General features: G+C 43.7%; 12 protein-coding genes. 3 read left to right on the plus strand and 9 right to left on the minus strand.

Features of this window, described 5'->3' with window-relative positions:
• The first annotated feature begins 37 nt into the window (after positions 1-37).
• On the plus strand, positions 38-265 hold the full coding sequence (locus ABFV83_RS11785) for a hypothetical protein (RefSeq protein ID WP_349944035.1): 228 nt from the start codon (positions 38-40) through the stop codon (positions 263-265).
• A 58-nt stretch (positions 266-323) separates the two neighbouring features.
• Here the strand turns inward: ABFV83_RS11785 and ABFV83_RS11790 are convergent, their stop codons facing one another.
• The gene (locus tag ABFV83_RS11790) at positions 324-1,067 is read right to left on the minus strand and encodes a DUF1266 domain-containing protein (RefSeq protein ID WP_349944036.1); all 744 of its coding nucleotides are present in this window, start codon (positions 1,065-1,067) and stop codon (positions 324-326) included.
• A gap of 308 nt (positions 1,068-1,375) precedes the next feature.
• On the opposite strand from ABFV83_RS11790, the gene ABFV83_RS11795 reads away from it, so the two are divergent.
• The gene (locus ABFV83_RS11795; protein WP_349944038.1) at positions 1,376-2,386 is read left to right on the plus strand and encodes a hypothetical protein; all 1,011 of its coding nucleotides are present in this window, start codon (positions 1,376-1,378) and stop codon (positions 2,384-2,386) included.
• 47 nt (positions 2,387-2,433) lie between these two features.
• Here ABFV83_RS11795 and ABFV83_RS11800 read toward each other — a convergent pair whose 3' ends face one another.
• The 5 genes from ABFV83_RS11800 to ABFV83_RS11820 all read right to left on the minus strand — a co-directional run bounded on the left by ABFV83_RS11800 (position 2,434) and on the right by ABFV83_RS11820 (position 7,976).
• Positions 2,434-2,892: a GyrI-like domain-containing protein gene (locus tag ABFV83_RS11800; RefSeq protein ID WP_349944039.1), complete on the minus strand. Its 459-nt coding sequence runs from the start codon at positions 2,890-2,892 to the stop codon at positions 2,434-2,436.
• Positions 2,893-3,069: 177 nt separating this feature from the next.
• A complete protein-coding gene (locus tag ABFV83_RS11805) occupies positions 3,070-3,927 on the minus strand; it encodes a PfkB family carbohydrate kinase (protein WP_349944040.1) in 858 nt (285 codons plus the stop codon).
• A 27-nt stretch (positions 3,928-3,954) separates the two neighbouring features.
• On the minus strand, positions 3,955-4,923 hold the full coding sequence (locus ABFV83_RS11810; RefSeq protein WP_349944041.1) for an SIS domain-containing protein: 969 nt from the start codon (positions 4,921-4,923) through the stop codon (positions 3,955-3,957).
• 70 nt (positions 4,924-4,993) lie between these two features.
• Positions 4,994-6,409, minus strand: a complete 1,416-nt coding sequence (locus tag ABFV83_RS11815; protein WP_349944043.1) for a Na+/H+ antiporter NhaC family protein — start codon at positions 6,407-6,409, stop codon at positions 4,994-4,996.
• Positions 6,402-7,976 carry an amidohydrolase family protein gene (locus ABFV83_RS11820; RefSeq protein WP_349944044.1) on the minus strand — a complete coding sequence of 525 codons (1,575 nt, stop codon included), beginning with the start codon at positions 7,974-7,976 and terminating at the stop codon, positions 6,402-6,404. Before ABFV83_RS11820 ends, ABFV83_RS11815 begins: the two co-directional genes overlap by 8 nt.
• 267 nt (positions 7,977-8,243) lie before the next feature.
• Here ABFV83_RS11820 and ABFV83_RS11825 point away from each other — a divergent pair, with 267 nt between their 5' ends.
• On the plus strand, positions 8,244-8,978 hold the full coding sequence (locus ABFV83_RS11825) for a GntR family transcriptional regulator (RefSeq protein ID WP_349944046.1): 735 nt from the start codon (positions 8,244-8,246) through the stop codon (positions 8,976-8,978).
• 331 nt (positions 8,979-9,309) lie between these two features.
• Here ABFV83_RS11825 and ABFV83_RS11830 read toward each other — a convergent pair whose 3' ends face one another.
• The 3 genes from ABFV83_RS11830 to ABFV83_RS11840 all read right to left on the minus strand — a co-directional run bounded on the left by ABFV83_RS11830 (position 9,310) and on the right by ABFV83_RS11840 (position 11,920).
• Positions 9,310-10,215, minus strand: coding sequence for an ROK family protein (locus ABFV83_RS11830; RefSeq protein ID WP_349944048.1), 906 nt, complete (start codon positions 10,213-10,215; stop codon positions 9,310-9,312).
• Between the two features lie 306 nt (positions 10,216-10,521).
• Positions 10,522-11,427 carry a TDT family transporter gene (locus ABFV83_RS11835; RefSeq protein ID WP_349944050.1) on the minus strand — a complete coding sequence of 302 codons (906 nt, stop codon included), beginning with the start codon at positions 11,425-11,427 and terminating at the stop codon, positions 10,522-10,524.
• Positions 11,420-11,920, minus strand: coding sequence for a C-GCAxxG-C-C family protein (locus tag ABFV83_RS11840; RefSeq protein WP_349944051.1), 501 nt, complete (start codon positions 11,918-11,920; stop codon positions 11,420-11,422). The genes ABFV83_RS11835 and ABFV83_RS11840 overlap by 8 nt, the downstream gene beginning before the upstream one ends.
• Between the last annotated feature and the right edge of the window lie 55 nt (positions 11,921-11,975).

Here is an 11,975-nt window from a genome sequence, read left to right on the forward strand (position 1 = left end):
GATATGCCTAACAATCAAGAAAGAAAGGATCAGTTAAATGAACTTAATGAACCTGATGCAGTTAAAGGAATCCTGGGCTGTTTTTAAAGATAACCACCCTAAATTCCCCCTGTTCTTAAAAGCAGCTTTAAACGGCCCGTTAAAAGAAGGAAGTGTGATGGAAATTCGCATTACATCACCGGAAGGAAAAGACCTTACAACTAATTTAAAGCTTAAGGCTTCCGACATGGAGCTGTTTGAACACTGGAAAGACTCCTTTGTATGATATTAAAAAGTCGGCAGGCTGCCGACTTTTTTAACACTTGAATACCCCTATGAAACGATTATTTGCTTTCAACCAGCGGAAGGTTCCAATCCAGCAGGTAAGGGCTGTTATCCCTTGTTTTGATATCTTCATAGACTTCGCGCCGGGCATCTCCGCTTTCATATGCCCAATATTCATACCCTCTTAAGTAACTGTCCATCATTTCATCCCATGATGAAAACCTTTTCTGAATCATCTGTGCTATTTCAAGGGACTTGTCCAGTGCCTCCTGTTCCGTATAATATCCGGCAATATAATACCAGCCGCACAAGGATGCAGCTCGGCAGTAATCCCAGCCGTCAATGGCCCCTGCTCCGTATTTTATGTAGTCGTCATATCCTTTTGCAAGATAAAAAGCTTCATTTTCATCACCTGTAACATCACTAAAATATTCAACCAGTTCCGCCTGTTCCAGTTCCGATGCGCCATCCTCCTCCAGCGACTGCATCAGCGAAGCATAATCGGTCCGGTGCCCTTCGTCAAGCAGCCAGTTTAAATTTTCGTCCGCGCCGGCTCTGTCCGTTACACCCCACCATTCGTCCAATGCCCTGAGCTCAAGCTGTTTATTGGCTTCATTCGCCTTCATTCCCCCAAAGAGCGTATAATCTCCGCCGTTAAGCTCTGTTAAAACTGCATAAGTACCGTTGATCCAAAGAATTTCCGGCTGTACCTTTTTCTGTGGCACACAGCCGGCACAGCCACACAGGATGATCCCTATGATACTAAGAAGAATAGCATTTTTTGTAATCTTTTGTTTATTCATGTTTTGTTTTACCTTTCATAAAATTAATTCATTTCATAAATCGCTTCATCATCGATTGCAAAGAACCGGAGTACATACCCGGCACTCCCTGCATCCTCTTTTTATTCCTTCCATATTTTAACATATTGACAAATATTAATCAATCATTATTGGGAACAGTAAAATCCTGATCGAACACCTGAGACAGTATTTTCTTGTTGTATTTACCAAAATATGGTACAATAATAAATAAATGCAGTAACCGGAAGCTTTGTCTAAGCCTTTCTCACCATAAGGGCGAATATAACAAGCAGGAGGAATGAAAAAGCATGAAAAAAATCATAAAATTATTTGCAGTTGCATCGCTTCTCTCCATATCCATGGCATCAACCGCCCTTGCGGGAGTCTGGAAGCAGGATAGCACTGGCTGGTGGTGGCAGGATAAAGATAAATCCTATCCCTCCTCCGCCTGGAAATGGATCGACTCCGACGGAGACGGAACAGCAGAATGCTACTATTTTGATGAAAACGGTTATCTTCTGACCGAAACCACTGCCCCGGACGGCAGCACGGTCAATGAATCCGGCGCATGGACTGATCAGGGCATTATCCGCCAAAGGGCATCAAACCCGTCTGCGGCGCGGATCATCAACCAGAAGGGGCTGGAGCTTTACCAGGAAGCAGACCAGAAGAGTTCCGGGCTGCCGGGCCTTGATATCGCGGCAGACATCCAAATGAACCTTTCCTATGACTGGCTGGAGATCCCGGTCTCCATGAATATGCTGCTTCAATACCATGACTTAAATACTCCGAACATGGAATTTCTCTCCCAGACCAGGATGGATATGCTGGGGATACGCAATTCAGAAACCTCTTTCTACACCAATGGCTGCTATTATCTGGATGGGGGGATGTATGAAAAATATAAAATGAAAATCGGATATGAAGATATGACCAGAAATATCACTTTAGGAGGACTGACCGGGCAGTTTGGAGCTTTCCTGGATAACGTACAGATTGCAGACGGTGACGCCGGTAATAAGATTCTTTTGTATTCCAGCAAAACAGAAGGACTGGAAAGGTACCTGGCCGATTTCTGCGACGAGATATGGCCCACCCTTTCTGATTCCAATTTTAAGATCAGCCGGGTTGACGGAAAGGCAGTCATCAGCCCGGAAGGCTATTTTTCCAAGGAGGCAATCTCCATATACATGACCATAACCGAAGAGGACGAAACCATGGGTATGCTCATGAACATGAATCTGGATTACAACAATCCAGGAAAGGCTGTTTCCATTGAGTTTCCTTCCACAGAAGGATATCAGGAAGTCGTCTATTAATAAAGAACAGGAGGGAAAACCGCTGGCGGCTCCCTCCTGTTCTTTTATCAATCCTTTAAACCGATATAAATATGAATCAGTGCATCCTCCATGTCCCCATTCTGATATTCTTCAAAATCCCAGGCAAAGGCTCTCGGCAGATCCATCTTCCAAAGCTCCTGCCAGAATTCTGCCACTGCCGTTATCATGTTTCCCCTTACCACAAATTTTGCATACGTTCCTGCTGGAATGGTCCTTGCCACCGTGCCCTCCGGGATCTCTTTTGCAGCCTCTACTTCACAGGCTGTTATCACACTGTAATCGTCCATTTCCCTTCCTGCATAATCTGTATAGATTCCCAGGGCCTTGTCATTGCTCTTATTTTTAATGGCAGAATAAATGCCCTTTCCGTAAAAGCCTTCCCACAGGCCGCCGATCACCTTTCCCATATCCGGTGATGCGTTGTTTGTCCGGGCCAGCAGCCCAACTACCTTTTTTTCCTTAAGTTCAACCCTCTCAAAATCCATTTTTCTTACCTCTTTTCCTTTTTCCCGCCTGATTTGTGGCATAGTGGGATATCTATAAGGTATTTCTTTCTATGATAAGAGGATTGTAGCATACCGAATATGACATCTATATGTCGCAATTCATCTGCTCCTGATTATTTTTTATAAAAATCTCTGGGTGCTTATGGTTCCATTCTCTTATTCGTATATTTTACCGTATCCAAATGCGCCGCTGATTCCGCAGACTTTTGCTGCAAAGCCTGCTGCTTTTTGCAGGCTTTCTGTAATTGCACCGGCATCTGCCTCACCTTTTTTAAGATGAGCAACATAACTAACCATGAAGGAAGTGATCAAAGAATCTCCGGCACCCATGGTATCCACCACTGTTTCAACAGGTGCAGCCTTTTGCATAAAGAAACTTTTACCATCGTACAGGATACAGCCGTCAGCACCTCTTGACGCCACTGCCAGCTTCGGGCCGTAGGAAACCACCTTTTTCAAATGCTCTTTTGCTTCTTCATTGGTTCCGTCAAAGGAGCAGAAAGCAAAATCAACATCCGGAGCCACCTTTTGGTAATATTCCTCTGTGGAGTCATCGGAAAAATCAAAGGAAACAAGGATCCCTGCCTCACGAATCTTATGAAGTTCTTGTTCCATAAAGCAGTAATTTCCTGAATGAACCAGGTCAAACTGTTTTATATACTCCAGATCAAAACGGTCCAGAATAAAAGGAGTTTTTCCCCTGATACCGCCTTCATTAGAACCTAGAAATATACGGTCCCCATCAATGACAGTTGCTTTTGCACAGCCATTCTCACCTTCCAGCTGCTCACATTTAATCATTTCAATTCCGATTTCTTCTAAAGTGGCAATTACATGCTCAGCTTCTGCATCATCTCCGAAGTATCCCATATAAGCGCTTCTTTTTGCTCCGAACATATCTGCATATACTGCAAAATTCACGCAGTTTCCGCCTGGATACATCATCTTGATATGCACATATTTATCTACCACATTGTCACCAAATCCCAGTACACTTACATCATATTTGTCCATGATCCACACCTCGCCATTTTATTTATTTTAGTACTCTACAACCCCCATGTAACGTCTCATATCTGTTGGATGGCATCTTTTGTCCTGAAGCGCATTTCTGTAAGCAACGCTCATTGCGTAGAATACCATCGGGTTGAAATATTCAACACAGCTGTCATCGATCATGTCCAGGCCTAATTCCTCCGCATCAATTACTTCGTATTTTTTTCCGTATTTTTCAAGGAAGGCAAGACATCTTTCATCCATGATACGGTTTCTTCCTCTGCTCATCAGCAGGATGTATAGATGCTCCTCATCGGTCACCTCAAACGGTCCGTGGAAATATTCTGCCGAATTTAAGTAGCAGCAATCCATCCATTGCATTTCCTGAAGGGAACAGATTGCAAAACCGTAAGCTGCTGCATAGGAAGCGCCGGAGCCCATAATATATAGAAAATCTTCCTTATAATATTTTTCTGCAAAAAGCCATGTCCGGTTTTTTACCTTTGTTATGGCTGCACGGACGATTTCGTCTGCTTTTTCCAGACCGTCTTTTACCGCATCGTATTTTATATAATCCGGCTCCTGAGCTTTCATGAGTTCATTTAATACACGGAGAACAATTCCCTGTGGTTTTTCTTTTTCATTCACATGATCTGACCAGTCATAAATAACCGGCATCATAGAATCATCGTTACACGCAGAATCAGGATTGTGGGTCATTGTGATTACTGCGGCGCCCAAGTCTCTTGCCATATGGGCGGCTTCGACGGTTTCTTTTGTATTACCTCCATGGGAGCAGATAAATACAAGACTGTTTTTTCCAAGGTGGATTGGAGGAGTTACCACAAATTCCTTGCTTGTAATCCAGTCAGCATGCATTGTTTTGGACTCACTGCGTACAAAATAATATCCTGGATACAGATCCACCAAGGAACCTCCGCATGCCACAAAATAAACATCCTCTATTTTTTCTCTGCCAGATAAAATTGCTTTTGTCATTTCTTTTTCGTTCATGATTTTTCTTTCACCCTTTTTTATTTATTTCTAATGATTGCTTATGTTTTTTCTGCAGGCATACAGCGTCTTATAAGATTGCTGATACCGCACAAAATACCAAAGCTAATACGGTTACTGCCATAAAAAATTTCCAGATCGTCTTCCACCACTGTCCGAAGGAAATCCTGCACACTGCAAGTCCTGCTACGGTCATACCTGCGGTTGGACTGATCATATTGGTCAACTGGTTCGCAAACTGCAATACGGTTACGCTCGCCTCCGGATTCACTCCCTGCAGATCACAAAGAGGCGCCATAATCGGCATGGTCAATGATGCCAGCGCAGAAGAAGAAGGTACCAGGAAGGACAGGAGTGACTGAACCACATACATCACTGTAGTAAATGCCACACTGTTAAAGCTTTCAAGGCTGCTTGACAGTGTATTTAAGATTGTATCAATGATCATACCGTTTTCTGCAACGACCAGAATACCGCGGCAGACACCGACTACAACTGCTGCAAATGCCAGGTCTTTTACACCAATTACGAATTCTTCTGCGATTTCCTTTTCTTTCATTCCTCCTACGATTCCCATAAGAATACCCATAACCAGGAAGATTGCAGAAATTTCATCCATGTACCATCCATATTTTAAAATTCCAAAGATAATAGTTGCCATTCCCAGGCCAAATACAACAAGCACCAGTTTGTCACGGAGCGTAAAGGATGTATCGCCTTCATCCATTGCAAATTCCTGTTTTTTCAGAATATCATCATTATAAGTAATAGAAACCGAAGGATTTTTGTGTACCTTAGCGGCATAGCGCATTACATAAGCAACAGATACAGCCATCATGATGATCCACCATGCAAAACGGTAAATGAGTTGCGGATTCCCCTGAATTCCAGCTACACCCTGAGCAATTAATACATTAAAGGGGTTTGTTGTAGACGCTGCATAACCGATCTGCGGACCTAAGAATACAACCATGAATGTCGTCATGGAATCATATCCCATAGCAAAGAAGATTGGCATCAGCATGATATAAAAGGGAATGACTTCTTCCGACATACCAAACGTAGTTCCTCCGATTCCCAAAAGAATCATCATAATAGGTATCAGCAGCCTCTCTTTCCCCTGAAGCTTGCTAATGACCTTTCGGATTCCCCTGTTCATGGCATTTGTTTTTGTAAGTATCTGGAATGTGCCGCCAATTAAAAGGATAAAAGCCACTACGTCCGCAGCTGCCTGAATACCTCTTGTAGGCGCCATCAGTATTTCCAGAATACCCTGGCGCAGATCCCCGCCGTCTGTCACCTTGTCAACCACCTGGTAAGTACCTGAAATTGCCACCTCACGTTCACCTGCCGGTGTATCAATCAGCTGTCTTTCAAATTGTCCGCTTGGCACTACCCATGTCAAAACGGCAAATACAATAATCAGAATAAATGCAAGAGTATAAACGTGCGGCAGTTGAAGTTTAAATTTCTTTTTTTCATTCATATTCTGTTCTCCCATTATTCTCGTATACAACCTCTCCGTTAACTATCGTCAAAGAAACTTTTACGTCTCTCATCTCCTCCATTGGTACTTCAAATACATTGCGTTCCAAAACTGTGATATCTGCCAGCTTACCATCTTCCAAGGTACCGAGTTTTTCCTCCATACTTAAATTCACCGCACCGCCGTAGGTCCATGCTTTCAGCATTTCTGAAACCGTAATCGTGTTCTGCTTATTAAAAGGCTGTCCACCTTCCGGGAAGTAACCGCCGCATCCATGATAAATCGCTTGGGGAATATCGGTAATCATAAGCGGTAAGTCTGTGGCCCCTGAAAGTACAGCACCGCTGTCCAGCATTTTTCTCCGGTTCCAGTAGTATTTCCCACGCTTCATACCAATAGTCTTCCCGATGTTTTCCTTAACCGCATCTCCGGGATCAAGGGACATAATCTGGAAATAAATCTCTCCTATCACACCGAGCTCTCCCATTTTCTCCAAATCTGCCGGATTGGAAAATTCCAGATCAGTGACCGCATGCCGGTTCACTAGCTTACCATTCTCTTTCTTACATTTTCCGAAAATCTCCATCACTTTATGCACCGCCCCGTCTCCCTGTGCATGGAGGGAATAACGAAATCCATTTTCATCTGCCAAATGTACTTCCTTCTCAATTAAGTCATAGTCAATGTGGACTCCGCAGCAATAGTCCTGCCCTTCATATGGCTCTAACAGATCCCCTTTATGGCTTGCCACCGTGCCGTCCGTCATACGGTTGTAACCGGAAAATCTTACAAAATCCCCTGTAAATTTCTCCCGCATCCGAATGCCGTGTTCGATGTTGATCTGTTCTCCTACCGGCTGGGACATGAAGAAGATCCGCATGGTCAGCTCTTTATTTTCCTCCTTTTCCTTGAGAAAATTATCAAAGCCATAATAATCATCGAAGCCCATTTCCTTAACTGTCGTTACACCCCTGCTATTCATCAACTTCATATAATCTGAAAATTCTCTCTGGATGAAGCCTCTGTCATTGAGATACTCTCTCATGATTTTGTAGTAAGCTTCCGGATAACATTTCTCCGGGGTAAATCCGTAGGTATTCCTGGCATGATCATTCATGATGCAGGTGCTTCTGTCCGCCGCGAAGATAATAACGCCTCTATCTGGATAAGCCTCGTTTAAATGCCGTTCCATTGCTTCTGCCGGAAATCCCTCCGGCTTCCAGCCATGTCCGAAAAGCGTATCCTTTGCGCCCTTTTGTCCGGCGTAGATCTTCAGGCGTTTCATACACTCCTCCGGGGTCTCTGCACCAGCCATGTCCATACCGATATGAAAAATAGCGTATCCGGTGAAGAAGGTATGAACATCAATAAATCCAGGTGCTACCAGTTGTTCCTTCAAATCCAATATTTTCGTCTTTTCTCCAACCAAGGTCTGATAATCATTGTTGGTACCAACTTTCAGTATCTGATTACCTTCAATAGCGACATAGCCCTTTATCAGCTCATCCGTAAGTCCAGTAAAGATGTTGTCAGAGAATAAAAGAATATCTGCTGTTGTATTGGTCATTTCTTATCCCTCCTTGTCATTATTTGTTACTTACTTTATAACATAATATAACGTTATATTCAATGGTTATATAACGTTATATTATCTTTTCTACTTTTTATCCAATTTTTTATTCTATTTTTTATTGATTTTTACCAAACAAAAAAAATCCTATCATTTCTCTTACCAAAGACAGGATAATAAAGTCATTTTAATAAAGGCTTTGACCCTCATAGCACAACTATAGTATAATTGAAATAACGAGTATGAATTAAAGGAGTATGTATTATGAAATTAGACATAGGTAATGAAATTCCACTTTACCAGCAACTAAAAGAAGAATTAAAGACTGCCATCAAGGATGGCACTTTTCCATATGGACAGAAAATTCCTACTGAAACAGAGTTAAGCAAGCTTTTCAATGTAAGCCGTATTACTGTGCGGCGTGCAGTGGAGGAACTATGCCAGGAGGACTTTTTATCAAAAAAACAAGGGAAGGGTACCTTTGTTAAGCATGCAAAGGTAAAACGAAAAATTGAACATCTATTAAGTTTTGGACAGGCATGTGAAGCCAACGGCATGGTACCCTCGCGCCTGGTTACCAAGCGGGAAGTTATCGCTCTGTCTTCGGAGGATGCCAGTGCCATGGGCGTACCTGCAGGCAGTCCGGCAATCTCTATTCAGCGTGTGAATATGGCGGATGGGTTTCCTATCATGTGTGAAAACAACCTGTATCCTTATGACCGGTTTTCTTTTTTGTTGGAAGAATCTCTTGACGGCCCTCTTTACAAGCTTCTTGAAAATAAATACCAGATTAAGGTCACCTATTCCACTGACTCTTACCTGGATATTGTACGAGCCGGAGGTGACGTAGCCAAACTTCTCCAGGTATCCAACGGAGAACCTTTGTTTTTCCTGTACTGCCAGATTTACGACCAGAACCATGAGCTGATTCATATAGGCAAACAGTACATTAATGGTGACCAGTACCGTTTCTATCTGGAAGACTATAAGGTTCTATAACAGCAACCAGCAGGAAATTATTAACCAGAAGCCAGGCCCAGCCCTATAAACCAGAAAATAAAGAATATCAAAAAGTACACGAGTACCGCCAAAAGACAAATTTCACCTGCCAATCGGTATTTAATTAACCGAAAGCCTTTCATCCATTGATAGAAATAATAAAAAATCAAAGCAATTCCCAACGCTCCAATAAGGATTGGAAGCCAGGCCATTAAAAGAAAGATAAGATTCATCGCATTACTCCCCAAAACCGTCCTGTTCTTATCTTCCCCTCATTCTTCCTCTATTATAAGCAAAGGGCTGACCGGAATTACCTTTCTTCCATATTTCCCTATTCTATGTCAATCTTTTCTCCGTACAGGTGATAATATAAGGCTCCATACAGATTCGCCCTGCTGCCGTTTGTGCAGGCTGTGATCCTTGGTACCAGGTAGCCCTGCTGCTGTCCTTTTAGCAGGGAAACCACCGTCTTCTGGATCCGGTCAATGATTCCCGGATTGCTGCTGATCCCACCGCCGATTGCAATGAGTTCCGGATCAAAGGCAAATTCCAGGGTTATGCAGCCCATCGACATCCAGTAATAAAATTCCTCCATCAGTTCTTCTGCCAGAATATCCCCTTCCCTGGCAAGCTGGTCCAGCCTTATCCCATCAACGGGGGGCTCTGACGGCTGCTTTCTTTTATTGTATTTCTGCGCTTGTTTTTCCAGGGTATAATTGCTCCAGGAAAGGAGGACGCCGTCCTTAAAGCCTCCCATGGGAAAATTTCCGAATTCTCCCCGGTTCATGGTCACTCCCATATCAAGCTTTCCGCGTTCGATCACTGCGCCCCCGATACCGGTACCACAGATGACGAACACTACACTTTGACATTCCTTTGCCACCCCTTTCCAAAGCTCCCCCATGGCAGCGCAGTTGGCATCATTGGCCATGGTCACAGGAAGTCCGCCAAACCTTTCCTCCAATATAGCCTTTAAAGGGATTTCATGAAGATACGCTACGGCACTGATGCCTTTTATTACCCCTTCCCTGCTGTGCACCTCTCCCGGAAAGCTGAATGCCACGCCGTCAATACCGTATTCCCTGACAGCCTTTTCAAAAATACGTTCTGTCACCTGCAGAAATTCTCCCACATCTTTTTTCGGCGTAGGCACCGAATCCGTGAAAGAAAAATTACCTTCCTCATCTGCAACGCCGAATTTCACTGACGTTCCGCCTATATCAAACACCAATTTCACGCTGATTCCTCCTTACATTTATAGATATAAGCCCTATTTCCCTGTACCAGAAGCTTTGCCTGCCCGCAGGACTTTACGACATGACCTGTCAAAAAATTCACAAGCTTCGTTTTTTCAACACTTGCGGTCATGCCTTTCATGATTTGATTATAAGACAAGAAATACATAATTACAACCGGTAAGGCGGAAACAGCCGTTACTGCCTTTCAGCCTGTAAATAAAAAACAAGGGGCACCGCAAAATCAATGCCATGGGGTTTTATCTAATGACATTGATTTTGCAGCACCCTTTTAGTATAAGTACTGCCTACTTGCTAAATAAAAATTTCATATAGCGGATGAATACGTAAACCACCAGACATACTGCAATAACGGTTTCAGCAAGCACTATGACCGGTAAAACTCCTACGGCATATCCCATTTTTGCCAGGAACCCTGTTGACATCTTCATTGCAATAGCACTGATCACTACCGGAAATGTAAAGGCCGCATAGCTTGGATAAAAAGGCAGAGCAAGGAACCTTGGCAGATAAACCAGCACGGTTACATACAATACCCCGGCTAATACCATGAGCAGGATAACCAATGTTACGGATTTTGTTTCCGCGGACTGAAGGTATCCAGCCAGGCAAAGGCTCACCGGAGCCGTATAGATACAAAACAGCGGTCTTGCCGGTTCTGCAATTTCCCTGTATTTCACATACCGGGCCGTAACAAGAACCAGTAAAATCAGGCAGCAGACCAGGCCGAACCAGAAAATTCCAAGCCCCAGGGCCGTTCGTCCAAATGCAGGGGCCGTCACGCTGGCCGTCACAATCCCCACATACACGATGTAATAGCTGGCAAATACAGCTTTCATATTCAGCTTATAAAGAAAACGCGCGGTAAAATACACCATGAGAAGAAGGTGCAGGGCGATCCCCAGATACCAGATATAGACCGCACCATCTCCAATAAAAGGCTTGGCATAGGCGGACAGAAGAATCACTGCCATGGAAAAGGTCCCTGATACGCTTGCCATCACCGGGTTTTTCATATCTTCTTTTGCCATATCAAAATGAAAAATACACTTACATAAAAACAAAATCGCCAATACAGCGGATATGGCTCCGCAAACCAGGCGGATGGTTTCTGAATAGCTTTGAAGGAGATTGCCCAGGGCTGCAAACCCAAGGGAAAGCCCTGCCATGGGAATGGGAACTTTTTTAATCATTGCATCCCTCCGCAGATTCCAGTTCATCGGTATTGGTAAGGCCGTATTCCCGCACCACGATCTCAGCTACTTTTCTGGCTACCAGTCCTGTGAAACGAATACACTGTTCCTTGTGCTCTCCTTTTCCCATATCAAACTCTTTGGTAAGGATCCTGCAGCATAATGCATTCTTTCCGTTGTTTTCCTTGAACCAGTCGTGAAGCTCCTTTGACACTTCTAGATTCTTTTCCACTTTGGGGTCACCCTGTTTTGTCCGTCCAAAGAACAGGCCAAGGGCCATAACCCCGCCGGATACCGCTCCGCACAGACATTTGGAACGTCCGATACCTACCGGAAAGCCGGAAGCCATGGCTATGACTTCTTCTGGTATATCCAGTTCAAAATTGGACCTCATGGAGCTTACAACCGCCTCCGAACAAAAAAAGCCTCCCCGAAACAGAGCTTCCGCATCATCTCCGATCTTCTTAACACTAACCGCCTGTTTCACATTCATCCTTTGCATCCTCCTGCATGTTTATTGATAATTATATTCTATTAAGATTTAAGGC

Origin of the sequence: Lacrimispora sp. BS-2, assembly GCF_040207125.1 — a bacterium.
Lineage (GTDB): Bacteria > Bacillota > Clostridia > Lachnospirales > Lachnospiraceae > Lacrimispora.

Coding starts and splice junctions, on each gene's coding strand:
- ABFV83_RS11810 (WP_349944041.1), bottom strand. CDS start 4,923: ATGAACGAAAAAGAAATGACAAAAGCAATTTTATCTGGCAGAGAAAAA.
- ABFV83_RS11835 (WP_349944050.1), bottom strand. CDS start 11,427: ATGATTAAAAAAGTTCCCATTCCCATGGCAGGGCTTTCCCTTGGGTTT.
- ABFV83_RS11795 (WP_349944038.1), top strand. CDS start 1,376: ATGAAAAAAATCATAAAATTATTTGCAGTTGCATCGCTTCTCTCCATA.
- ABFV83_RS11815 (WP_349944043.1), bottom strand. CDS start 6,409: ATGAATGAAAAAAAGAAATTTAAACTTCAACTGCCGCACGTTTATACT.
- ABFV83_RS11785 (WP_349944035.1), top strand. CDS start 38: ATGAACTTAATGAACCTGATGCAGTTAAAGGAATCCTGGGCTGTTTTT.
- ABFV83_RS11800 (WP_349944039.1), bottom strand. CDS start 2,892: ATGGATTTTGAGAGGGTTGAACTTAAGGAAAAAAAGGTAGTTGGGCTG.
- ABFV83_RS11805 (WP_349944040.1), bottom strand. CDS start 3,927: ATGGACAAATATGATGTAAGTGTACTGGGATTTGGTGACAATGTGGTA.
- ABFV83_RS11790 (WP_349944036.1), bottom strand. CDS start 1,067: ATGAATAAACAAAAGATTACAAAAAATGCTATTCTTCTTAGTATCATA.
- ABFV83_RS11820 (WP_349944044.1), bottom strand. CDS start 7,976: ATGACCAATACAACAGCAGATATTCTTTTATTCTCTGACAACATCTTT.
- ABFV83_RS11825 (WP_349944046.1), top strand. CDS start 8,244: ATGAAATTAGACATAGGTAATGAAATTCCACTTTACCAGCAACTAAAA.
- ABFV83_RS11840 (WP_349944051.1), bottom strand. CDS start 11,920: ATGAATGTGAAACAGGCGGTTAGTGTTAAGAAGATCGGAGATGATGCG.